The sequence below is a fragment of the Halomonas alkalisoli genome (assembly GCF_021412585.1).
Taxonomy (GTDB): domain Bacteria; phylum Pseudomonadota; class Gammaproteobacteria; order Pseudomonadales; family Halomonadaceae; genus Halomonas; species Halomonas alkalisoli.
The window spans coordinates 142447-166081 of record NZ_JAKCMI010000026.1 but is presented as its reverse complement, the minus strand read 5'-3'; the positions used below and the strand labels follow the sequence as shown (position 1 = coordinate 166081).

General features: G+C 60.0%; 17 protein-coding genes and 2 pseudogenes. 9 read left to right on the top strand and 10 right to left on the bottom strand.

Annotated elements, in window-relative coordinates; all coding sequences use genetic code 11:
* Positions 1-364 (bottom strand): annotated as a pseudogene (locus tag LY622_RS11415) (transposase); the annotation flags it as partial.
* Between the two features lie 44 nt (positions 365-408).
* On the opposite strand from LY622_RS11415, the gene LY622_RS11410 reads away from it, so the two are divergent.
* From LY622_RS11410 to LY622_RS11380, 7 genes and pseudogenes are all read left to right on the top strand, one after another.
* The gene (locus LY622_RS11410) at positions 409-1104 is read left to right on the top strand and encodes an ISAs1 family transposase (RefSeq protein WP_369413786.1); all 696 of its coding nucleotides are present in this window, start codon (positions 409-411) and stop codon (positions 1102-1104) included.
* Between the two features lie 108 nt (positions 1105-1212).
* A pseudogene (locus LY622_RS11405) lies at positions 1213-1398 on the top strand (transposase); the annotation flags it as partial.
* A gap of 63 nt (positions 1399-1461) precedes the next feature.
* Positions 1462-2508, top strand: a complete 1047-nt coding sequence (locus LY622_RS11400; protein ID WP_234291026.1) for an EpsG family protein — start codon at positions 1462-1464, stop codon at positions 2506-2508.
* A 66-nt stretch (positions 2509-2574) separates the two neighbouring features.
* On the top strand, positions 2575-3687 hold the full coding sequence (locus LY622_RS11395) for a glycosyltransferase family 4 protein (RefSeq protein WP_234291025.1): 1113 nt from the start codon (positions 2575-2577) through the stop codon (positions 3685-3687).
* Between the two features lie 251 nt (positions 3688-3938).
* Positions 3939-4709 (top strand): ImmA/IrrE family metallo-endopeptidase, encoded by a 771-nt coding sequence (locus LY622_RS11390; RefSeq protein WP_234291024.1) that lies wholly within the window; start codon positions 3939-3941, stop codon positions 4707-4709.
* A 418-nt stretch (positions 4710-5127) separates the two neighbouring features.
* Entirely contained in the window at positions 5128-5325 is a 198-nt protein-coding gene (locus tag LY622_RS11385) for a hypothetical protein (RefSeq protein ID WP_234291023.1), read from the top strand.
* A 247-nt stretch (positions 5326-5572) separates the two neighbouring features.
* Complete coding sequence (locus LY622_RS11380) at positions 5573-7969, top strand: MraY family glycosyltransferase (RefSeq protein ID WP_234291022.1); 2397 nt, start codon at positions 5573-5575, stop codon at positions 7967-7969.
* A gap of 736 nt (positions 7970-8705) precedes the next feature.
* On the opposite strand, the gene LY622_RS11375 is transcribed toward LY622_RS11380, so the two are convergent.
* From LY622_RS11375 to LY622_RS11340, 8 genes are all read right to left on the bottom strand, one after another.
* On the bottom strand, positions 8706-9119 hold the full coding sequence (locus LY622_RS11375) for a RidA family protein (RefSeq protein WP_234291021.1): 414 nt from the start codon (positions 9117-9119) through the stop codon (positions 8706-8708).
* A 13-nt stretch (positions 9120-9132) separates the two neighbouring features.
* On the bottom strand, positions 9133-9543 hold the full coding sequence (locus LY622_RS11370) for an acyl-CoA thioesterase (protein WP_234291020.1): 411 nt from the start codon (positions 9541-9543) through the stop codon (positions 9133-9135).
* Between the two features lie 227 nt (positions 9544-9770).
* Complete coding sequence (locus tag LY622_RS11365; RefSeq protein ID WP_234291019.1) at positions 9771-11363, bottom strand: indolepyruvate oxidoreductase subunit beta family protein; 1593 nt, start codon at positions 11361-11363, stop codon at positions 9771-9773.
* Positions 11356-13512: a thiamine pyrophosphate-dependent enzyme gene (locus LY622_RS11360; RefSeq protein ID WP_234291018.1), complete on the bottom strand. Its 2157-nt coding sequence runs from the start codon at positions 13510-13512 to the stop codon at positions 11356-11358. The genes LY622_RS11365 and LY622_RS11360 overlap by 8 nt, the downstream gene beginning before the upstream one ends.
* A 57-nt stretch (positions 13513-13569) precedes the next feature.
* Entirely contained in the window at positions 13570-14889 is a 1320-nt protein-coding gene (locus tag LY622_RS11355) for a TRAP transporter large permease (protein ID WP_234291017.1), read from the bottom strand.
* The gene (locus LY622_RS11350; protein WP_234291016.1) at positions 14886-15416 is read right to left on the bottom strand and encodes a TRAP transporter small permease; all 531 of its coding nucleotides are present in this window, start codon (positions 15414-15416) and stop codon (positions 14886-14888) included. The genes LY622_RS11355 and LY622_RS11350 overlap by 4 nt, the downstream gene beginning before the upstream one ends.
* On the bottom strand, positions 15409-16386 hold the full coding sequence (dctP, locus tag LY622_RS11345) for a TRAP transporter substrate-binding protein DctP (protein ID WP_234291015.1): 978 nt from the start codon (positions 16384-16386) through the stop codon (positions 15409-15411). Before dctP ends, LY622_RS11350 begins: the two co-directional genes overlap by 8 nt.
* Positions 16387-16427: 41 nt before the next feature.
* On the bottom strand, positions 16428-17468 hold the full coding sequence (locus LY622_RS11340) for a cyclase family protein (protein ID WP_234291014.1): 1041 nt from the start codon (positions 17466-17468) through the stop codon (positions 16428-16430).
* A gap of 1312 nt (positions 17469-18780) precedes the next feature.
* Here LY622_RS11340 and LY622_RS11335 point away from each other — a divergent pair.
* A complete protein-coding gene (locus LY622_RS11335) occupies positions 18781-20763 on the top strand; it encodes a methyl-accepting chemotaxis protein (RefSeq protein WP_234291013.1) in 1983 nt (660 codons plus the stop codon).
* Here the strand turns inward: LY622_RS11335 and LY622_RS11330 are convergent.
* On the bottom strand, positions 20758-21003 hold the full coding sequence (locus LY622_RS11330; protein ID WP_234291012.1) for a hypothetical protein: 246 nt from the start codon (positions 21001-21003) through the stop codon (positions 20758-20760). The two genes, LY622_RS11335 and LY622_RS11330, sit on opposite strands and share 6 nt — an antisense overlap.
* On the opposite strand from LY622_RS11330, the gene LY622_RS11325 reads away from it, so the two are divergent.
* Positions 20995-23634, top strand: a complete 2640-nt coding sequence (locus LY622_RS11325; RefSeq protein WP_234291011.1) for an EAL domain-containing protein — start codon at positions 20995-20997, stop codon at positions 23632-23634. The two genes, LY622_RS11330 and LY622_RS11325, sit on opposite strands and share 9 nt — an antisense overlap.
* Position 23635 lies beyond the last annotated feature (1 nt).

The window sequence follows — 23635 nt, the reverse complement described above, 5'->3', positions numbered from 1 at the left end:
ACCGACCTTGCCAGGCCCAGCAATCGGCAGGCACCTCGCTGGCTGAGCCAGCCGCCTGCCACCAGGTGCTTCACCGCACGCCGCTTCGCTTCGGGCGTCACCATTTTCCCGAGACAATCTCCTTGAGCGCAGCATTGTCGAGGGCGCTTTCCGCCAGGAGCTTCTTCAGCCGGGCGTTCTCGGTCTCCAGCTCGCGCAGGCGCTTGGCCTCCGAGACTTCCATGCCGCTGTACTTGGCCTTCCAGCGGTAGATGGTCTGCTCGGTCACGCCGTTCTACCGAGCCAGCTCGGCGATCGAGACGCCGCGCTCGTTGGCCTTGAGGATGCTGATGATCTGCTCTTCGGTATGTCGGTTACGCTTCATCGTGAGATCTCCTGCTATCAGAGTAAACGTAGCGGAAATCTCACATCGACGGTGGACCGGTTTCTGGGGGGAAGGTCAGCGGGTCGTACTGCCGAGGGAAGGGCAAAGGCGCGATCCACATGGTCAGTGCCTTCAGCGCGGCGAATGGTGTAGTGCTGGGACAGGACAAGGCGGCGGAGAAATCTAACGAGATTACGGCGATTCCCGAGCTGCTCAAGCTTCTCAATCTGCAAAGTTGCCTGGTGACGATCGATGCAATGGGGTGTCAGAAAAAGATCGCCACACAGGTGCTGCAGAAGGGTGCTGATTACTTGCTATCGGTGAAGGACAACCAGCCGGCCTTAGCCGACGCCTTTGAGGCTGCGTTTCCCATGGCCAAAGTAGCCAGCTTCGAGGGTGGCGCCTATGTCACGGATGAGAAGAACCGCGGGCGGCAAGAGACGCGCTATCATATCGTCAGCGAAATCACCGATGAATTTCAGGAGATTAGCAACGAATGGCCTGGGATGAAAACGCTGGGTGTCGTAATGAGCTTTCGCCAGGAAGGCGAGGGTGCACCTGAGGCACCGATGATCCGTTACTACATCAGCTCTGCCGATCTGAGCGCCAAGAAGCTCGCCGAAGCGGCCCGCCAGCATTGGCATGTGGAGAATAAGCTCCACTGGTACCTGGATGTGGCGCTCCGCTTCACCGTGGTCAGGCGGCTGAAAACCTCGCCAGGGTCCGACATATCGCGCTGAATTACCTGAAAGGGGAGACCCGTTTCAAAGGCGGTATCCGGCGGAAACAGAAGAAAGCCGCGCTGGATGAGACCTATCTGGCAGACATTCTCGCGGTGTGACGGCTTTCATGCGTTTTCCCTGGTCTACCTGTCGCCCTACTCGCCGGAGCAGAATCTGATCGAGATTCTGTGGCGGCAGGTCAAATACTACTGGCTACGCTGGGGAGCCTACTTATCGTTCGATCGGCTCTGCAAGGAGGTACAGCTCCTGCTAAGAGACTACGGAACAGAGCGCACGATTAATTTTGCATAACCACTTGCATGTTTGATTTTCTGATGTGAAATATATCAACACTACTCATAAGGTTTATTTTCCGTGGCAGTGTATTTTTTCCTTTATTTTTATGCTTGTCTTCTGGCGATTATCGAGCCTCGTATCAAAGGTGCTTTTATTTGGCATTATCTATGGTTTTTAATATTTTTATTCCTAATTTTTTTTATTGGTGCTAGGTTTGAGGTGGGAGGGGATTGGGATAGCTACTATCGTATATATACAGTCTTTGATCATATTGGTTTTACGCTAGGCATCCTCAGAAGCGATGTTGGCTATATGGTTATTAACTGGCTCAGTTTCCAGTTGGGTGCAGGTGTCTGGGGGGTAAATACAGTTTGCGCTGCAATATTTCTTTATGGTTTGCGTAAGTTTTCATTTTCTAGAACTAGGCCTGCCTTAGTTTTGGCTATAGCGTTGCCTTATTTAATAATTGTTGTTTCAATGGGCTATACACGTCAAAGTGTTGCTCTTGGGATCATATTAATAAGTATATTGCAGGTTGAAAAGGGACAGCTGTTTAGAGCATTGTTGTTGATTGCATTGGCGGCAACTTTTCACAAAACGGCTGTTCTACTGGCCCCCATTGCTGTGTTGGCAGTTGCTAAAAGGAGCCTTTTCACATATTCAATGCTTTTTGCATTAATTCCTATCGCATATTTAATTTTTCTTGATGGGCATGTGGACAGATTGCATTATATCTATATCGAACGTGAGTATAATTCATCAGGTGCATTTGTTCGTTTATCAATAGGCGTTGTTGCAGCGATTATCTATCTCCTGTTCTTGAGAAATTATGAGGAAAATGAAAGTAAGCGTCGCTTATGGAGTATGTTTTCGATAGCGTCGCTACTTCTTTTGGCAGCGCTTCCTTTCTCGCCATCTTCTACCCTCTTGGATAGAGTTGCTGTATATTTTATACCATTGCAACTTTATGTGTTTTCTGTTTTTCCAGAAAATTTCAAAGGATGTTTTCGGACTATTTCTGTCTTGGTTATACTTTTATCTTACTTTGCAACATTGCTAATATGGTTGTTTTACGCAAATAATTCACAGTATTGGATTCCCTACCAAAATTCCATTTTTATATAATGCAGCCTGCTGCCTAAATGAGTGGCAATTTCCTGCCTTGATTAACTTGTCTTCTTCGGTACTGCAATGAAAATACTACTTATTGCGAACACTTCTTTCAAACTTGTTAATTTCCGTTCTACGCTGATCCAGCGGTTGGTTGAAGAAGGGCATAGCCTGACGGCGCTAGTCCCAGTTGACAATCGGACACCTGAACTGACTGCCTTGGGAGTGCGGGTGATTAATATGCCCATGCATGCGACAGGCACATCACCGTTTCGGGAGTTGAAGCTTCTTCTTCGTATTTTTCTTTCTATTCGTCGTATACGACCGGACGCTATTCTGGGGTACACTATAAAACCAAATATCTACGGTGCGCTTAGTGCGCGGGCACTTGGTATACCTTTTATTCCCAACGTGACGGGCCTTGGCTCGGTATTTGATAGGCCGGGACTGTTGAAAAAGATGGTTAAACCGCTGTATCGAACTGCATTTCGCCACTGTCCAAAGGTTTATTTGCAAAATCCCGATGACCTTGAACTCTTTCTTCAGGCTGGACTAATCGATAAACGCCAGGCCCGGTTACTGCCTGGGTCCGGGGTAGACCTAGCTCACTTTGCTGCTGCACCGTTGCCGAATCAGGACCAAGTGACTTTCTTACTTGTGGCCCGTATGTTGGGCGACAAGGGTGTGGAGGTTTTCGCTGAAGCGGCAGAATCGTTGCATGCGACTTACCCGCAAGCTCGATTTCAGCTCCTCGGTCCCTATGGTACGGGCAAGGCCGGAGGTCTGACCCAAAGGGACATTGCTCGCCTTACCCATTCAGGTGTGGTCAGCTATCTTGGTGAAACCACTGATGTTCGCCCCTATATATCTGCAGCTGACTGTGTGGTATTGCCAACTTTCTACCGTGAGGGCACTCCCCGCAGCCTGCTGGAGGCGGCGGCTGTGGGAAGGCCTGTTATTACTACTAATATGCCTGGCTGCCGAGATGTGGTGGAGCCAGGTGTGACTGGTTACTTGTGCCCACCCCGAGACAGCGCGGGGCTGGCTGCGGCTATGGGGCAGTTCCTGAAGCTTTCAGATGCAGAACGTACCGCAATGGGCAATGCTGCCCGAATTCGTATGGCAACACATTTTGATGAAGAAACGGTAATTAATGCGTACCTTGAGACTCTAGACTTGGTGTCCGCATCCTAAGTTTTATTAAAATAAAATATATTGCTGCAGACTCTGAGTGGCGTTGGCCGTTGGAATACAAGCCTCATACCCTGTTTCACCCGAACTTCGGTCCCGTATCTGTTATGGCTCTTCGCCGTGGGTGTGGAATTTGTCCCCCAATACGGCCAACCTTCACTGACGTTGACAAGCGGCCGGGGCATGCGCTGGAGCTGCTCTGGGAGGACTGCCTCCATCATGGGCCGGAAGATATCCCGGCCTATGCGCAGCGGGTGAGATCGGCTTTCCACCTCAATGACCGCGAGCCGGTGCATGATATCTGTGGCCTGCTGGAGGCGCGTGGCATCAAGGTGCGCTCCATTTCCGTGCCCAACGATGCCTTCATGGGGCTTTCCGTCGGGGCCGATGAGCGAGGCGGCCCTGCCATCGTGGTCAATACCTGGGGGCGGCTGCCGGTAGAGACCTGGATCTTCAGTGCGGTTCACGAGCTTGGCCATTTGTTGATGCATCTCGGGGCCTATGATGTCGCGGCATCGGAAGAAGACGCTGCCCAGGAACGTGAGGCCGACCGCTTTGCTTCACACTTCCTGATGCCCGAAGGGGCCTTCCGTCGCGAATGGGACGAGACTGCGGGGCTCTCGTTGCTCGACCGGGTGTTCAAGGTCAAGCGAGTGTTTCGCGTCAGTTGGCGTACCGTTCTGTTCCGGGTGGCGGAAAGCATGCCCGAGGCGTCGCGTGGCGGGCTCTGGGCACGCTTCAATGCCGAATACAAGCGGCAACGGGCTCGTTCGCTGCTCAAGCACGATGAGCCCAGCGGCATCGATGCCGAGGTCTACCATGCGCTCTACAGTGAGCGACAGCTCGGCGAAGAGCCTTATGGAATGGATGCCTACGACTTCAAGGAGGACCGGTTGGCTCGCCTGGTACGCCAAGGATTGGAGGAAGGCCTCATTTCGCTTTCCCGCGGAGGCGAGATCCTCAAGCTGCCGCTGGTAGAAATGCGTGAACTTACCCGTTCCTGGGAGGCCTGCGGCCTCCAGTAGCCGATGCGTCGGACCGGAGCTAAAGCTTCCTCCGACAGCGGTGTGGCTCCGTTGGTGGAGAGAATCGCTGTTGGAGCGCTGGTTTCCATCGCGACTGGCGCCGATAGGCGCCTCGGCGGAGGCGGCAAGGTCAGTGGTTATCGCTGGCACCGGCAACACCGCCAGGAGTCCTGCGGCCTCCAGTCGTGATCTAAAGATACTCCGACAGCGGCGTGGCAACGTTGGTGGAGAGGTTTGCTGTCGGAGCGCTCCGTTCGGCGCTCCGAGTCCGCATCGCGGCTGGCGCATGGCCGGTTAGCACGTGACACTCAAGGAGCTAACCATGATGGTTAGGAGAGGTGGGCGGTGCCGATCTATGACCTGAAGGATGCCCATGCCGCGGCAAGGCAGCTACGAATCGAATATCGGGGATAGTTAGGTGCTGGCTGAGATGACGGCCTGCTTTGCTGCGACCTACCGCTACCGGGATGGCCTTTCCGAAGCGGCAATCAGTGAATTCATGCGATACAACGCCGTACATAACACCTGGCCGTTCTGGCGTGAGCACGCATTACGAATATCGGCCGAAGCACGCCTGCCGCGTCCCACCATCCCCCTGATGAAACCGGTGGTCTGACGACTCCTGGAAAATCCATACCAGGCACTTCCCGTTTCCTGACAACAAATAAACCCATAACAACAATCAGGCCAGTAGAGCCCGGCGAGGCGTTATTGGCCTGAGTTTTCCCGCCTGTGTTTGTGGCTTCTGCCGCCACTCCGTTTCAAGTAAGGGTTTCGATCATCAAGAACAAGCCGTGCGTGAGTTCAACGCTTCTCAGAAAGCGCGGCCACGCCATGGCGATAACTGGAACGTAGGGAGTTATATGGGCTCATGGAGTTTCATTCCCCTGTTGGCCATGGTGCTGTCGGCCATTGCCATTGCGGTACTTCGTCGCCCCGCCGCGGCGGTGGGGCTGGCCGATAAGCCCGGGGGGCGCAAGCAGCATCAGGGGGTGGTGCCGCTGACCGGTGGGCTTGGGGTCTTCATCGGTTTCCTGCTGATCCAGCCGTTCCTGCCAGTTGAGCAGGGCGGTCATGGGCCGCTGTTTGCCGGCATGGCGCTGCTGGTGGCCTGCGGGGTGATCGACGATGCCCGCGACATGCTCAGTACGGTCAAGCTCGGCGTACAGTTGATGGCCGCCGTGTTGATGGTGGCGTGGGGGCGGCAGCTGGTGACCACGCTCGGCCATTACCCCCTGGTGGGCGAGGTCCAGTTGGGCTGGCTGGCGGTACCGGTCACGGTGGTGGCCGTGGCGGGGCTGGTCAATGCGGTGAACATGATGGACGGCATCGATGGCCTGGCGGGGGGCACGGTGCTGGTTATGCTGACCTGGCTAGGCGTCATTGCCGCCCTGCAGGGCCAGGTTTCGTTGCTGGTGGTGATCACCTCGCTGGCCGCGGCGGTGGTGGGCTTTCTGTTCTTCAACATGCGCCACCCCTGGCGCAAGCAGGCCAGCGTGTTCATGGGCGATGCCGGCAGCATGGCGCTCGGCTTTGCCATCGCCTGGTTCGTGATCGAGCTTTCCCAGCAGGAAGGGGCGGTGCTGAGCCCGGTGGCCTACGGCTGGGTCCTGGTAATGCCGGTGATGGATACTCTGAGCCTGATGATCCGGCGTATCCGCAAGGGGCGCAGCCCGTTCTCCGCCGACCGCGATCATTTGCACCACATCTTCCTGCGCGCGGGGTTCTCGCCGGGCGCGGCCACTATGGCGCTGATGGGCTTGACCGCCGCGCTGGGAGCCGTGGGGGTGTTGGGCTCGCTGTTGGGCGTGCCGGATGTGCTGTTGCTGCTCGGCCTTATCGGCGTCGGCGTGGCCCATTATGTGTTCATCCGCCACGCCTGGCGAACCAGCAAGGCGCTGCGCAGGTTGTACGCCACGCCACAGGGGCCTGGCATATTGACCCGCGTCCATGCCGATGGTGTGATGCTGCGCACTCGGCCCATCGTCAACGGCTGGCGATTCAACCTGGCACTGGGCGGGCTCTACCTGGCGCTGTTCACGCTGACGCTGAATCCCTGGGTCAGCGCGCTGGGCGCTTGCATGGTGCTGTTGGCCACGCTGTTTGCGCTGCCTAGCTTTCTGCGTGATGCCGTCCGGCTGCCGCTGTTCTGGGCCAGCCTGGGGCTTGGCGGCTATGTGGTGGCAAGAACGCTGGGGGCGAGTAGCGTGCTGCCGGTGTCGCCGGATTGGGTGCCGCTGGTATTGATCACGGGCGTCGTCAGCATTCCCATCGGCTGGTGGCTGGCCCAGGTGCGCCTGCAGTGGCCATGGCTCTTCACGCTGTTCCTGCTCGGCGGTGTCGCTTCCTTCGTGCTGCATGCCGACTGGGATCGATTGGATGACGGCGTGCTCTCCAATCCGCATGCCTGGGGCAACCCTTCCCAGACTGGCTTTGTCGCCAGTATCGGTTTTGTGATCCTGCTGGCCATGCTCTTTTCCGGCGTGCAGCGGCTCGGCATCGGCTGGCGCCCCACCTATCAGGTGGGGGCGGCGCTGCTGATGTGCATTCCGGTGCTGGTGGTGCTGGTGGCCACCGGCTACGCCACCGGATGGCTCGGCGCCATGGCGGGGGTGCTCTGCTTCGCCGGGATTACGCTGATGATGGGCATATATCGCAGCCGCCAGTTTGGCCTGGTGGGTGCCCTGACCCTGCTGCTGACGCTACTGGTGGGCTTGATGACCTGGCAGGTGCTGGTCAGCGATGACAGGACCCTGGTGGAAGGCCTGCTCGAACCGCTACAGGCCATTTTTCTGACCTTGAAGGGCGAGATGGCCGCGGCTCACGCCATTCATCCCGGCAGTACCGAACGGCTGATGCTGTGGGCGCAGGCGTGGCGCGAATGGCGGGGCAACGTCTGGTTCGGCACCGGCAGCATGGCACCCGGCGACCTCGGCCTGTGGCTGGATGGCTATCAGGGCTTCCATTCCCTCTACGCCGGCGTTGCCGCAGGCTTTGGCCTGGTGGGGCTTTTGGGATTCGCCGTGGTCACGCTGCTGTTGATTCGTGCGGTGCTGCAGGTGGCCATCGGAAAAATCTGGCCGTCGGTCTGGGCCATTGGGCTGCTCAACTGCGCGGCGGCGGTCGTCTCGATGTTCTTCCTGGCGGTACCGATACGCGACCCGGGCTCATTGGCCCTGGTGGTACTGCTCGTGGCCTGTGGTGCCACCGCCGCGTTTCACCAGTGCTGGATCGCCATGCGCTCCCAGCCAGAACGGTAGGCAGCCATGTAGAAACCATCTGAACTGGCCTTGGATTGGCCGGTGCCCTCAAGTGACACGAAAAGCCTGAGTCCTGTATTGCACGGGGCTCAGGCTTTTTTCGTTTCCTGATTACTCACCTTGATCAGCCATCGGGCCAATCTTGAGCCACACTGGAAGAGGCCTCCGCCGAGGCGCCTACCGGCGCCAGTCGCGATGGGGACCAGCGCTCCTACAGCGATTCTATCCACCGACGGCGCCAGTCGCGATGGGGAGTCGGAGCGCCGAACCGAGCTCTCCGACAGCTGCTTTCTCCACCAACGTTGCCACTCCGCTGTAGGAGTAGCTTCAGCTCACGACTGGAGGCCGCAGGCCTCCCGGCGGTGTTTGCCGGTATTTGCGATGAAAACCAACCTTTCAGCCTCCGCCGGGCGCCTATCGGCGCCAGTCGCGATGGAAACCAGCGCTCCAACAGCTGCTTTCTCCACCAACGTTGCCACGCCGCTGTAGGGGCCAGCGCTCTGACAGCGGCTTTCTCCACCAACGTTGCCACGCCGCTGTCGGAGTAGCTTCAGCTCACGACTGGAGGCCGCAGGCCTCCCGGCGGTGTTGCCGGTATTCGCGACAACAACCAACCTTTCAGCCTCCGCCGAGGCGCCTATCGACGCCAGTCGCGATGGGGACTCGGAGCGCCGAACCGAGCGCTCCTACAGCTACTTTCTCCACCAACGTTGCCACGCCGCTGTAGGCCCTTCACTCAGTCGCCCGGCACTACCGCGGTGGCTTCGATCTCTACCCTGGCTCGATCCTCGATCAGGTCGGCGACCTGAACCATGGTCATGGCGGGGAAGTGTTTGCCCAGCACTTCGCGATAAGCGGCGCCCACCTCTTTCAAGCGAGCCAGGTACTCCTGCTTGTCGACCACGAACCAGGTCAGCCGTACCAGATGCTGGGGGCCGGCGCCGGCTTCTTGCAGCACCTCTACGATATTGGTCAGTGCTTGGTGCACCTGGGCAACGAAATCATCGCTTTCGAACGTCTGGCCACCGTTCCATCCGATCTGGCCGCCCACATAAATGGTGCGGCCAGTGGCCATCATGCCGTTCGCGTAGCCCACGGCAGGCTTCCAGTGGGCGGGATGAAGGAGTTGATGGGTGGGGACGGTGGTCATGTTTGGTTTTCCTTCAGGTGTCGTTGCATGAAAAGTGCTGGCGCATGGCATCGGGCCAGGGCAATGGCCGGCCGGTTGTCAGGTCGATCAGTACCAGCGTTACCTGGGCTGTCAGTCGGCGCTGGTCGTTGCAGGTGGCGGTGATTTCGAGGGTGAGGCTGGTGCGCCCCACGGCCTGGGGAACGAGGTGGAAGGCCAGACTCTCCCCCAGCCGACTGGGCGCATGGAACTGAGTCTCCAGGGAGACGGTAGGAACGCCTCTACCCGATTCCACGAGTTGGTTGAAACCGATTCCCATGGTGTCATCGAACCAATCCTCGACGACCGCGTTGATCATTTCGAAGTAGCGCGGGTAGAAGACGATGCCAGCCGGATCGCAATGCTCGAAGCGAACCTTGCGTCGGGTGGTGAAGTACTCATTCATGTTTTTCTCGTGTCAGTGCTCATATCAGTACCCATGCCCGGATCTCGCAGTAGATAAGCGTTAAGTCCGACAGGCCCCTAGGCTCTGTCCGAAAACTGGCTGCACTCGGCCATACGGCGTTAAAAATCGGCTCAAAGTACTCATTTACACCCCGTAAACTCCGTCTTTTCGCCGATTTTTGCCTTGTCTGGCCTTCGCTCGCCGACTTTTCAGACAAAGCCTAGCGTCTATAACTGCTTCACGGCGATACGCGAGTCGTCCGCTGCCGTGGACGTTTCCGGCTTCCACTCACCCACGCTGCGCTGCAAGGTCTCGCCCTTCTCGTCGGCGAGAGCCGCCTCGCGAAGCTGGTGCAGGCGTGCGGCGGCATCGGGCGCTTCGCCGAAGCGCTCGAAGGCCTCCATCACGGTGGTGAAGCTGGCCAGGCCGCGGCGGTGGGTATCGCCATAGCCTTTCACCAACCCTTGTGCCTTGATCACCTCCAGGGCGACCTCCGGTGAGATGGCAAGCGCACGATCGACCGCTGCCAACCAGGCATCGATGCGCTGGCGCTCATCAAGATAGCGCAGGGTTTTCCTGCGCCAGCGCCGCAGGCTCGCCACGCTCAGCAGCAGCAGAAAGCCTCGCAGCCGCTGGGGGCTGATGCGTCGACCGCGCTGGGTCATTCTTGCCAGGGGGCGGCGAACCCAGCCGGTACGCATCACCCAGCGTCCGAGGCCGGACGGCAGGGTGTCGCAGATCTCTTCGACGCGTGGGTGCATATACTCGGCGGTATAGACGATCTGGTCTGGATCGGCCTTGACCTCGTTGCGCACCCGCGCCAGGCGGTCGCAACGGATTTTCAGATCGGCGACGCGAATGGTGTCCTCATAGCTCATCCAGAGTGCCAGATGCCGTGCCAGCTCTCGCAGAACGCTGTGATCCAGGTGTTCTTGGATTCCTGTCATGCGCAGTTGTAACAGCTCCAGATACTCGCGCGCATAGGGGATATCCTGATAATCGATCAGGCGCAGTACTCCCTCGTGCACTACCGGACGCACCGGTTCGGGGAAGCGGCTATCAATCTCGGCTCTCAAGGCGACAAGCTCCGCCAGCTCTGCCTTGGGAGGGGTGGTTTTACTGGCTGGGATGGCTTCATTGACTGAGGCGGTGTTGCTCGGTGCGCTATGGGGTTCGGCGCCCTGTGCCTGCTGGTAGCTTGCATCGAAGGCGCGCAGGCTTGCCGAGACACCAATGCCACCGTCGCGTATCGCATTTTCGAACGCTTCACGGGGGAAGGGTAGCGTCTGGCTGCCGGCCAGTGCGCCGAACAGTACGGCACTGATGACACTGCCCTGGCTATGCGCAGTGGCTTCCATATCGAATTCGATGAAGTGCTGGGCATGCTGCCGAAGCTGCTCACGGACTGGTTCAGGGTCGAGGATGCCGTTGCCCATGGCGCTTTTTTCGGTGATGCCATATACCCGGTGGCTCGAGGCAATCACCGTGGTGCGGTCCAGGGTCACGAGCCCGCGCTCCAGGGCTCGGCCCGCTTCCATGAACTCGGCGGCCAGCACGATATCGACGTCTCCCGGCGACGGCATCAGGGCCAATACCGGTGCCTGGCCGGCGCGTTCGGCCTCGGCCTCGGGAAACAGTTCCAGGTAGTAGATGGTGGCTCCGGTGCGCTGGGCGACCCCGGGCACCGAGGTCGCCTGGGCCAGGTAGCCGTTGCTTTCGGCCAGGTGGACGATCCAGTCGGAGAGGACCCCGCCGCCCTGGCCGCCCATCGCCATGATGGCCAGCGTGATCGGTCGTTTGGCTGTGGTCACGTCAGGCATGGGTGTCTCCCGATAGGTGAGCCGATGGGGGCAACGGGGCCAGGCGCTTTTCGCGCCACGCCTGCAGGCGCTGAATGATCCCCTGGCGCCAACGGTGCAGCAGGCGATCCCAGCGATTGGGGTGGCTGATCACGTCGGCGCGATAGAAGGAGGGGCAGAGCACGGCGGCATGGGCTGCCTCGCCACACAGGCCGCAGCCCACGCAGGTGTTGTCCACGTGGGCAACGGGGTGTTCCCGCAGAGGATCGGGGTTGGGCCGTATCGACAGGGAGGGGCAGCCGGATATACGGATGCAGGAGTGGTCCCCGGTGCAGGTGTCGCTGTCGACGCCGAAGCGCTGGCGGACGGTGCGCTTCCCCTCCTTGAGCGCCTGGCGCACCTTGGGTTTTTCGCGCCGCTGCAGATTCAGCATGCACTCCGACTGGGCGATGATGACCTTGGGCCCCTTTTCCCGGGTGGTCAGGGCTTCGGTGAGCGTCGCCTTCATGCGCTGGACGTCATAGGTGTGATCGATCACCCGAATCCACTTCACCCCCACGCCCTTTACCGCCTGCTCGATCGGAATGTTGGTGCGACGTATGGGATTCTCGGCGCGAGAGGAGGGAAGGTCTTGCCCTCCGGTGGCTGCGGAATAAAAGTTATCCACGATCAGCAGCACGTCATCGTCGCCGTTGTAGACGGCATTTGCGACGCCGTTGGTCAGGCCGTTGTGCCAGAAGCCACCATCACCCATCACGCTGATGGCGCGGCCGCCCTTGGAACCGTGGAAGGCCGAAGCCGCGGAGGCCCCCAGGCCATAGCCCATGGTGGTATTGCCGATATTAAAGGGCGGGAGGATGGAGAACAGGTGACAGCCGATATCGCAGCTCACGTGGCGTGGCCCAAGCTCACGCTCGACGAGCTTCATGGCGGTGAAGATCGGTCGTTCGGGGCAGCCCGTACAGAACCCCGGTGGGCGAGGTGGCAGGGTGGGTGCCTGCTCGTCGGGGGTGGGCAGTGCCTCAGGCTGTGGCAGCAGCGTCGGCGCGGCAGCCGCAAGGAAGCCGCGCAGGCCCTTGAGCATCACCTGGCCATTGTATTCACCGGCCTTGGGCAGCACATCCTTGCCATGCAGTCGAGTGTCGATATCGGCACGACGCAGGATACTGGCAAGTGCCTGTTCCAGGTAGTCGGGCTGTCCCTCCTCGATCATCAGCACGGCACGCTTGTCTGAGCAGAAGGCCTCCAGCTCGTCGTCCACCAGCGGATAGGTGACATTCAGCACATGCAGGGGGATGCGACTGTTGCCGAAGGTGTCGGCCAGGCCGAGGCGCTCGAGCCCGCGAATGACCGTATTGTAGAGCCCGCCCTGAAGAATCAGGCCGATGTCGGCATGATCGCCGGGAAAGGTCTCGTTGAGGCCGTGCTCCTTGATGAAGTTCACCGCCGCCGGCCAGCGCGTATTTACCTTCTCATGCTCATGCTGGAAGCTGGCGGGCGGTAATACTATGCGGCTGGTATCGCGAACCGGGTTGGCCAAGGCGTCGTCGATGGTGAAGCTGGGCGAGCGGTTGGCCTGGGTCTGGAAGCGCCCGTGGACATGACAGGCGCGAATACGCAGCTCCAGCATCACCGGTGTGTTGCTGGCTTCCGACAGCTCAAACCCTTTCTCCACCGCCTTGACGATGGAGGGCAGGTTGGGGCGCGGGTCGAGCAGCCAAATCTGGCTCTTCATGGCGAAGGCGTGGGTGCGCTCCTGCATGATGCTCGAGCCATCGCCGTAATCTTCGCCGACGATGATCAGCGCGCCCCCGGTCACGCCACCCGAGGCCAGGTTGGCCAGTGCATCGGAGGCGACGTTGGTGCCCACGGTGGATTTCCAGGCCACCGCACCGCGCAACGGGTAGTTGACCGAGGCCGCCAGCATGGCGGCGGCGGCGGCTTCGCTGGCGTTGTTTTCGAAGTGTACGCCCAGCTCCTCGAGAATGGGCTGGGCGTCGTGAAGCACATCCATGAGATGGGAAATCGGCGCCCCCTGGTAGCCGCCCACGTAGGCGACTCCTGACTGCAGCAGCGCTTTGGTGACGGCCAGGATGCCCTCGCCCTGGAAGGTTTCGCCCTCTCCCAGGCGTAGCTTCTTGACCTCCTCGACAAATGTTCTTTCAGCCATTGTGATTGCCTCGTCGCGTGGGTTTTCAGCCCAGGGCGTGAGTGGTGTTTAGTGGTTTCAGCGCATCATGTCGGGCAGGCCGGTCGCCAGCCAGGGGAGTGCAACGACCAGCGCCAGAACCAGCAATTGCAGGATCAGGAAAGGCAGTGCCGCCTGGTATACCTGGGTAAGCCGGATTCCGGGCGGCGCCACACCTTGCATCACGATCAACAGCAGCCCGAAGGGCGGTGTCAGAAAACTGATTTCCATGGCCACCAGGAACAGCACGCCGATCCAGATCGGGTCGATGCCCAGGGTCGATACGAGTGGCATGAAGAACGGCAGGGTGATCATGATCATGCTGATCTGGTCGGCGAAGCAGCCCAGCACCAGCAGTACCAGCAGCATGCCGAGTACGACCATCAGCGGTGTCAGTTCCCACCCCGTCACCACTTGCAGAAGCCCGCTTGTGGCACCGGAGAATGAGAGCAGCTGTGAGAACGTGGTGGAGGCAACCAGCACGAAGAGGATCATGACCGAGACCTTGGCCGTCTCCATCAGCGACGTGACCAGTGAGTCCAGGCTCAGGCAGCGATAGCAAAGCGCGGCAAACGTGGCGGCGACGGCGCCGAAAGCGGCAGATTCCGTGGGCTCGGCCCAGCCGGTCAGCAGGCTGCCCACCACGGCCACGAAGATGCCGCTCAGCGGCAGTACATAGACACAGAAAGGTTGCCAGCGCTGCCACGTGGTCAGGCTGGTATCCACGTCGTCGGCCGGTGCCAGGTCGGGATTTCTCGCACAGCGGATCATCACGTACAGGAGTACGGCGACGCCCATGAGCATGCCAGGAATGATGCCGCCTATCAGCAGCTGTCCGATGGAGATGCCGGCCAGGCTCCCCAAGGTGACCGCCAGCGCCGAAGGGGGAATCAGCATGGCGATGCCGCCCACTGCCATGATGGGTCCCATGGCGATGGAGGGGTGGTAGCCACGCTTGAGCATATCGGGGAGCAGTGAGCTACCCATCATGGCGGTGTTGGCAATGCTTGACCCGGAGAGCGTGGCGAAGGCCGTGCCGCCAAGTACCGAGACGATACTCAGGCGGCCGGGTACACGCTTGATCAACCGCTCGATGGCGGTGATCGCCTTGTAGGCAAGACCGGTGTGGAACAGGATTTCACCCATGAGCACGAAAAGGGGGATGGGGATCAGTGAAAAGCTGGTGATGGCCTCGGCGCTGTTGCGTGCCATCTGCATGATGCCCACCTCGCCGCCCATGAAAACGAAGGCCCCGACGAGGTTGATCGCGATGAAGGCGAAAACGACCGGCAGGCCCAACGCCATGAGCAGGATGAGTCCGCCTATCAGCAGCAACAGAGCAGAATGCCATTCCATCATGTCACCTCTCGCCGCTGCAGCATGAGGCGCCACAGGCGGCGCAGGAATTCGAGAGTCAGCAGGGCAAAGCACAAGACGGGGAGCAGGAAGGTCCACCATTCGGGGAACACGAACGACTTGTAGACCATGGTTCCTCGGCTCAGGTAGTCGGTGCCGGTTGCCAGAAGGAAATAGCCGAAGCATAGGCTGATCAGCGCGCCGAGCAGGTTGATGCCCATTTCCAGGAAATTCCGATAGGGCTGCGGCAGCGCCTGCTGCAGCAGGTCAACCCGTACGTGGGCGCCGTGATAGAGCACCCAGGGAGCGGCAAGAAAAGTGGCGGCGGCAATGGCATATTCGCTGCCTTCCACTGTGCCGTAGATCGAGCCGAAACCCAGGTTTCGGCTCATGACATTGAGAACGATGACAATCGACACGACACCGATGATGACACCTGCGGCCAGGCCGCAGGCTTGCATCACGTAATGGTATGTCTTCTGTAGCGGTGAACGCGCGGCCTTGTCATCGGCGAGTGCTGTGTCATTCACTGTCCAGAATCTCTCTCAGTCGCTCAGTATTTTCAGCATGCTCCTGAGCCAGCCGTTCCCACTGCACTTCGTAGGCCGTCTCGAGGAAGCGCTCCCGATCCTCACCCTCGAATTCGATCACCTCGATACCCGCTTCGGCCTGACGGCGCTCCTCCTCGATGTTGATTTCCTCATTGAGACCATTGAGCTCTTCCAGCCAGATCGCCTTGTCGGTGAGATAGTCACGCTGCTCGTCGGTAAGGTTGTCCCAGGTGTTCTGGTTGACCAATACGCCGACTTCCACGTGGTAGAAGCCGGGGTCGACGCGGTAGCGGGTATGCTCCTGCCAGCCGAGATCGAAGATGCCCTGGACCGGCCAGCCGTAGCCGTCCACCGTGCCTCGCTCCAGCGCGGTATAGACTTCGCCTGGCGGGGTCTGGGCCGCTTCGCCGCCCATGGCTTCGACGAAGGCGCGGTACACCGGCGTGATACGCATGCGCAGCCCGTTGAGTTCGGGGCCGCTGATCGGCTCGTTGAGATACAGGTGATAGCGATTGCCGTAGTTGGTATAGGCCAGGTAGTGCACGTTCATCTGCTCGCGCCACATCTCTTGCAGCTGCTCGAAACGGCCCGTTTCCCGCAGTTCCTCGGGGGAGTAGCGCGTCAGGTTCAGGGCGTGGGCTGCCGGCAGGGAACTGGTGTAGAACGCCGAGGTGACGAAGGCCATGTCGACCACGCCGTTGCTTACCGCATTGCCTATCTGGAAGGGCGGCATGGTTTCAGGGCCGCCGATGAAGTTGATCTCGATCGGTGCATCCGGATCGTTCTGAATCTCTTCGAGAAACATCTCGAAGGTATGCGGAATGGCAGTGCCGGAGTTGAAGGCGCTGACGGTTCTCAGTGTCGCCGTGTCGGCGGCAGCCTGGGTTACCAGCCCCAGGGAGACCAGGGCGGCACCGATGGTGGTGGTCCAGTGGATAGTGCGGTTCATGTTGTACTCCCTTGTTATTGTCGTGACGGGGTTCGTGATTCTCAGGGTTGCGCCGGAGCGCCGATGGCAACGGGCCTGACCGGCGCCTGGGCTGCTCCCTTCGTCAGGGTGGGAAGGATCATGGTGCAGGAAGTCCAGACCTGATCAGCTGCCAGCTCTGCCAGCCGCGCGTTCTGGATCTGGTAGATGCCTGACTGCGTCAGGTTGTGGTGATGGATGGCGAAGGGTAGGCCATCGGGCACGCCTTCGGGTATTGCCTGGCCCGTCAACATGCCTTCCGGAGCCGGATCGGTGAAGGGGTTATCCAGGGCGACCAGCACGACAGCCTGCTCTTCCAGCCACTCCATGGTGTCGTAGGCAAGGCCTGGCCCCTGAGCGTAGTAGCGCTCGTCTCCCTCCTCCCATAGGTTGCCCCAGCCGGTGTGGATGTAGAGCACATCGCCGGGCAGCAGGCCACGCCATGCGAGTCCCTGGGCCTCGATCATGCCCTGAATGTCGTCGCGGGTGACCAGGTCGCCGGCCGCAAGGGCCTCACCGTCGTTGAGGTATGCCGCGGCATCCAGCAGCACGGCAGAGGAAACGATCGGCGGAAGGTTCTCGAGGCCAAGCCTTTCGAGCGGTGCATCCGGTGTAGGCTTCACGTCGTCCTGTGAGAACCCGCCGTAGTAACGCAGGTCCTCGGCGGGAAATTCCCCTTCACCGCTCCAGGGCTCGGAGAGGTGGGCGAAATGGCCCAGGCCGTCCAGTTGGGTGCCTTGACCACCGATATTTCCGCTGATCGACTCGGTATTGAAGCCGTGGCGAGTGCCTGGAATGCCACTGGAAGGGTCGAAGCGATAGGACTCGGGTTCGGCAAACGGGGACTGCGGCATTGTCGCAGTGCGCGGGTAGGCTAGCTCGTACGCCTGTGCACCGGGCTGCATGAGGTGGAAGGCGCAGCGCTGCCATGTACCCGAACTCTGGGTATTGCCCATGCCGGCTTCATCGCCGCCGGGCCAGGGTGGCACAGGTGCCTGCTGGATACTCTCCAGGTGGGCTTGGTGTTCTCCTGACGGGGCCGCCAGGGCCGTTGCAACGTTCAAGGCTGCTATGCACGCGACAGTGGGCAGCAGTATCAAGCGGGATGTCATTGTCGTTGTTCCCTTGCTTGCTGAATTACCAACACATTGTGATAGGCACTGCTCGCTTGGCGGCAGGGCTGAAAATCAGCCTAGGTAGAAATGAAATATATTTCAAGGTTGAAGTTTCAAGTTTGAATACTTCGTGCGCTAATGAAAAATATGCATGATGGTCGTTCAGGTGGCGTTCAGGTGGCGTTCAGGGGGGATTTGTGCAGAGTTTCCTTAGGGCCGCTCAACTGCGCGACTGGCGCCGTCAGGCGCCTCGGCGGAGGCTGAAAGGTTGGTTGTTGTCGCGATTACCGGCAACACCGCCGGGAGGCCTGCGGCCTCCAGTCGTGAGCTGAAGCTACTCCTACAGCGGCGTGGCAACGTTGGTGGAGAAAGCAGCTGTCGGAGCGCTGGTTTCCATCGCGACTGGCGCCGTCAGGCGCCACGGCTGAGGCTGAAAGGTTGGTTGTCGTCGCGAATACCGGCAACACCGCCGGGAGGCCTGCGGCCTCCAGTCGTGAGCTGAAGCTACTCCTACAGCGTCGTGGCACCGTCGGTGAAGAGATTCGCTGTTGGAGCGCTGGTTTCCATCGCGACTGGCGCCGATAGGCGCCTCGGCGGAGGCTGAAAGGTTGGTTGTCGTCGCGATTACCGGCAACACCGCCGGGAGGCCTGCGGCCTCCAGTCGCCGATGCGTCGGACCGGAGCTAAAGCTTCCTCCTACAGCGGCGTGGCACCGTCGGTGAAGAGATTCGCTGTTGGAGCGCTGGTTTCCATCGCGACTGGCGCCGTCACAGGCGCCTCGGCGGAGGCTGAAAGGTTGGTTGTCGTCGCGAATACCGGCAACACCGCCGGGAGGCCTGCGGCCCCCAGTCGCCGATGCGTCGGACCGGAGCTAAAGCTTCCTCCTACAGCGTCGTGGCACCGTCGGTGAAGAGATTCGCTGTTGGAGCGCTGGTTTCCATCGCGACTGGCGCCGTCAGGCGCCTCGGCGGAGGCTGAAAGGTTGGTTGTCGTCGCGAATACCGGCAACACCGCCGGGAGGCCTGCGGCTTCCAGTCATAATCAGCCAGCGCTCAGATGAGTGATGAGACCGTCATTTGATCTGCATCAGGTTTGTCTCAAGTAATTGCCAGGCGCCTTAAGCTCAATACAACTATTCCATATACTTCTTTCCCTGGCGGGCTAATGTGCTGCATTAAAAAAGCTAAGCGCCATTTATTAAGCCTCTGATTCACAACATTTCTAGATCTACTTCCGGGCCGCCGCCCGCTGGAGGCATCGTATGGCCTACCTGCTTCACCGCATGCCGATGGGCATAAAGTTCCTTCTCAGCTTGCTGCTTCCACTCCTGGCCCTGGCCTGGTTTGCCGGCTCGGGCGTTCTCGAGCGTCAGCGGTTGGCGGCCAACATGGCCGATCTGGAGGAGATGACCCACATTGCCCAGCGCGCCGGCAACCTGGTCCATGAGCTGCAGCGCGAACGGGGGATGACGGCGGGCTTTCTGAGCAGCAATGGCAACAATTTCCGCGACGGCCTGCCTGATCAGCGACAGGCCACGGATGCCCGGCTGGAAACCTTTCAGCGCTATCTCAACAATGTCGACCTGGTCGCTCTTGCCCCGCAACTGGCCGCCCGCATCGACGATACCCTGAGCCGACTGGACGCCACCGCGGCGCTACGCCAGCGTATTGACGGCCTGGACGTCGCCACCGGCGAGGCCATCGCCCACTACACCGAGATCAATAGCGCCTTGATCACCATGATCGGCCGCATGACCCTGGCCACTGACGAAGGCAGCGTTTCAAGTCGCCTGGCCGCCTACTACAACCTTCTACAGGCCAAAGAGCTAGCTGGAATCGAGCGAGCTGTCCTCTCCGGCGCCTTCAGCGCCGATGGCATGACCCAGGCGACCTATCAGCAGCTGCTGATGCGAATCGGCCAGGAAACGGCCTACCATGAGGCCTTCCACACCCTGGCGACGCCGCCGATGCGCCAGCGGCTCCAGGCAGTCGCCGACAGCCCGGAGGTCTCTCGGGTCGAGCCTCTGCGCAGTGCTGCCATCAGCCTCGGCACTGAAGGTGGATACGGGGTAGATGCCCAGCAGTGGTTCGACTGGCAGACCGACAAGATCGATCTGCTGAAAGAGGTGGAGGATGCGGTGGCTCAGGATGTCGAATTTACCGCCGCTGCCTTGCGCCGTGAGGCCCGCCAGACGTTGATCACCTATCTCGTGGTAGCGGCACTGACCACGGGGTTGTCCATTCTGTTTGCCTTCCTTGTGGTGCAGAGTCTGGTGCGCTCCCTGCGCAGCGCTCTGGACGATATCGAGAGCCGCGGCGGCGACCTGACCCGGCGACTTCCCGTGCTCGGCAGCGATGAGCTGAGCCGACTTTACAAGGCGTTCAACCATTCTTCCGAGTCTACCGAAAGCTTGGTGAGCAATATTCGTCGAGGCGCGCTCTCGGTGGAAATTGCCAGTGGCGAGATCGCCCAGGGCAACCAGGACCTGGCCCAGCGTACCGAGGAGCAGTCCGCTTCGCTGGTCGAGACCGCTTCCAGCATGGAACAGATCACGGCAACCGTTCGCCAGACCGCCGACAATGCCCATCAGGCGCGGAGCATGACCGACGAAACCGCCCAGCAGGCACGTTCCGCCAACAACGTTGCGCTGCGGGCCAGCGAAGCGATGCAGCAGATCCATGCCGCCAACCAGGAAGTCACCACCATCGTGACGGCCATTGACAACATCGCCTTCCAGACCAACCTGCTGGCCCTCAACGCCTCGGTTGAAGCGGCTCGCGCCGGTGAACATGGCCGCGGATTTGCCGTTGTGGCTCAGGAGGTGCGCAAGCTGGCCAGCCGCAGCGCCGAGGAGGCCGAGCAGATCCGCCGCGTGATCGATACCAGCGTGGCGCGCATCAACGAAGGCGATGGCCTGGTGCGTACCACGGTAGAAACGCTGACCCATATTTCTCAGGCGGTCGAAAAAGTCGCCGAGCTGGTGGCCGACATGGCCGCCGCCACGGGCGAGCAGTCCGCGGGTATCGAGCAGATCAACCAGGCGATCTCTCAGTTGGAGGACGTGACCCAGCAGAACGCTGCGCTGGTCGAGCAGGTGGCAGCGGCCAGCCGCTCACTCGATGAGCAGGCAAGCGACATGGCGCAGCTGATTGGCCAGTTCAAGGTCAGCGATAGCAGGCAGCCGGACGGCGACTCCTTGCCGACAAGCCGGGCCGTGCAGCCGGAAGCAGCCTGGTGTTCATGATCGAAGCATTGTCGGAGACGCGGGCATATGCTGCGCTTCCTTGATCGGTTGTCCCTGGAGGCGCGCTTCTTCCTGGCTCTTGGACTGCCGCTGGTGGCCATCATCTGGATGACCACCAGCGGTGCTCTCGATCGCCACAAGGAGGCTTCCAACCTGCGCGAGGTGGAGACGCTTTCCCGGCTGGCCGTTCAAGTCGGCAGCCTGGTCCACCAACTGCAAGTCGAGCGCGGCATGAGCCATGGCTACCTCGGCAGCCGGGGCAGCACCTTCTTCGATGCGTTGCCGGCAGCAAGAGCTGCCACCGATCGTGAACTCCACCAGCTGCTTGACCATCTTGACCAGTACGATCTGGCGTTCTTGGAACGCTATCAGGAGCAGACGCCGGTTCAGTGGGCGCCTTCGCCTGTCAGCAACTCAGAGACGCCGGCAAGCGGCCCTGAAGAGATCGATGTCTTCCACTCGATGCACGACCTCGGCGTCATTATTAGAGAGCTGGAGAACTTGCCAGAGGTTCGGCAGCAACTCGATGATTTCAACATCAGCGCCCAGAAAGCGCGGGATTACTACACTCAGGTCAATCTGCAGCTGCACTCCCTGATCGCCCGGCTCGCTCAGCACCCCCGGCAGGTGGCCATCAATCGGCAGCTGACTGCCTATCACACTTTGATGATGTACAAGGAACTTGCCGGGCTGGAGCGCGCCACGGTTACCCTTGTTCTTTCCAGCGGGGTGTTCACGGCCGATCAGCGCCGCGATCTGCTGCAGCTATCAGGTGAGCAGCGCGGCTTCTATACCACCTTTCTCCGCCTGGTAGATACCCGGCATGGCGAGCAGCTGCAGGGAATGCTGCGCCGTCATGATCATCCGGAGCGGGCCAACATTCGCCAAACCCTGCTGGATCATGCCGCGCAGGCAGAGCTGGTGCTTGATGACCGCAGTGCCGGCCTGCCCCTCCTGAGGGTGGAGTCGTGGTTTGCCTTGCAGACAGGCTATATCGATCAGATCAAGGCCGTGGAAGACTCCCTGGCCGCTGCGATCATTTCCCAGGCCATAGCCCAGCGGGAGGCGGCGAATGGCTCGTTATTGCGCTACCTGATCATTTCCCCGTTGTCCGTGTTGGCTGCACTGCTGCTGGTGTACCTGATCATCCGCAGCACCCATCTGCGCCTGGAACTGGCTGACACCATTTTCAACCATACGCACGACGGCATTACGATCACGGATCACAATGCCAACATTATCGATGCCAACCGCGCCTTCACCCGCATTACCGGCTACGCCCGCGATGAAGTCGAGGGAAAAAACCCGCGGATTCTCCAGTCGGGGCGGCAGGGGCCACTCTTCTACCGGAAGATGTGGCAGGAGCTGGCAACTAACGGTACCTGGCATGGAGAAATATGGAATCGGTGCAAAAGCGGTGAGCTCTATGCGGAACTGCTTACCATCAGTGCCGTGCACGACAAGTCCGGCAAGGCAAAGAACTACATCGCGATCTTCTCCGACATCACCGACCGGGCCAACGAACATCAGCGACAGCTGGAAAGACGCGCATCCTATGATTCCATGACGGGCCTTCCCAACAGTACGCTGCTGGTCGACAGGCTCCGCCACGCCTTGAGAAATGCCGACCGCGACCAGCATGCGGTGGCCGTTGCCGTGATCAATCTGGATGATCTCAAGGTGCTCAACGAGCGCCATGGCTATGCGGCTGGCGACCGAGTGATCGAGATCATGGCAAAACGCTTCCAGAAACTGCTACGTGACGGTGACACCCTGGCACGGCTGGGCGGCAATGAGTTTGCCGTCATCATCGAAGGCGTTGCCTCGCCCCATGAGGCCACTGCCATTCTGGAGCGGCTGCACCAGCAAGCAGCGAAGCCCATTGTCATCCAAGACACCACCGTAAACGTCTCGGCATGCATTGGCACAACCTACTTCCCCCTCGATAGCGGCGAGGCCGAAACGCTGCTGCGCCATGCACATCAAGCGTTGCTTCAAGCCAAGCTGAACGGTCGGAACCGCATCCAGCACTTCGATTTGCGCGATGCAGAGCTGCAATCGTCGCTGTCACGCCTGGTACAGCGCCTGGAAGCCGCACTGGTCAATAACGAGCTGGTGCTTCACTACCAACCCAAGGTCGACCTGGTAACCGGCGAGCTGATAGGCACCGAGGCACTTCTTCGCTGGCAAGACCCCGAACGCGGCATGGTACTGCCGGGTGAGTTTCTCCCCTATCTGGAGCAGCACCTGATCGCGGTCACCATCGGCAACTGGGTCGTCGAAACGGCTTTGGCACAGATGGAGCACTGGCAACGCCAGGGAGCATCCATCAGGGTCAGCGTCAATGTGAGTGCCCAGGAGCTCCACCACCCGGGCTTCGTGGAAAATCTGCGTTCGCACCTGGCCGCACGCCCCGAGCTCGCCAACGATATGCTGGAGCTCGAGATTCTGGAAAGCGCCGCCATTGGCGACATCAAGCGTGCCAGTCAGGTGCTCAGCGAGTGTCGTTCCATGGGGGTATCCATTGCCCTGGATGACTTTGGTACCGGTTATGCTTCGCTTGACTATCTCAAGTTCATGCCCGCCAGCAGCCTGAAAATCGATCAGACATTCGTCCGTGACATGCTTGCGGACAGTGGAGACCGGATGATCGTCAAGGCCATCGTCAGCCTGGCAGATGCCTTCGGTTTTGAAGTCATTGCCGAAGGAGTTGAAAATGAGGCGCAGGGCCTTGCGTTGATTGAGCTGGGATGCAGGCAAGGCCAGGGCTTTGGCATTGGCCGCCCCATGCCGGCAGACGCGCTGCTCTCCTGGTATCGAGACTGGCATACCTTCCCGAGCTGGAAAAAGCAGAGCATGAGCTCAGCGTAGG

Excerpts from the sequence above, each read along its gene's own strand:
- LY622_RS11360 (WP_234291018.1), bottom strand. The coding sequence starts at position 13,512 with ATGGCTGAAAGAACATTTGTCGAGGAGGTCAAGAAGCTACGCCTGGGA.
- LY622_RS11325 (WP_234291011.1), top strand. The coding sequence starts at position 20,995 with ATGAGCCATGGCTACCTCGGCAGCCGGGGCAGCACCTTCTTCGATGCG.
- LY622_RS11395 (WP_234291025.1), top strand. The coding sequence starts at position 2,575 with ATGAAAATACTACTTATTGCGAACACTTCTTTCAAACTTGTTAATTTC.
- dctP (WP_234291015.1), bottom strand. The coding sequence starts at position 16,386 with ATGAACCGCACTATCCACTGGACCACCACCATCGGTGCCGCCCTGGTC.
- LY622_RS11370 (WP_234291020.1), bottom strand. The coding sequence starts at position 9,543 with ATGAATGAGTACTTCACCACCCGACGCAAGGTTCGCTTCGAGCATTGC.
- LY622_RS11365 (WP_234291019.1), bottom strand. The coding sequence starts at position 11,363 with ATGCCTGACGTGACCACAGCCAAACGACCGATCACGCTGGCCATCATG.
- LY622_RS11330 (WP_234291012.1), bottom strand. The coding sequence starts at position 21,003 with ATGGCTCATGCCGCGCTCGACTTGCAGTTGGTGGACCAGGCTGCCGAC.
- LY622_RS11335 (WP_234291013.1), top strand. The coding sequence starts at position 18,781 with ATGGCCTACCTGCTTCACCGCATGCCGATGGGCATAAAGTTCCTTCTC.
- LY622_RS11380 (WP_234291022.1), top strand. The coding sequence starts at position 5,573 with ATGGGCTCATGGAGTTTCATTCCCCTGTTGGCCATGGTGCTGTCGGCC.
- LY622_RS11355 (WP_234291017.1), bottom strand. The coding sequence starts at position 14,889 with ATGATGGAATGGCATTCTGCTCTGTTGCTGCTGATAGGCGGACTCATC.
- LY622_RS11375 (WP_234291021.1), bottom strand. The coding sequence starts at position 9,119 with ATGACCACCGTCCCCACCCATCAACTCCTTCATCCCGCCCACTGGAAG.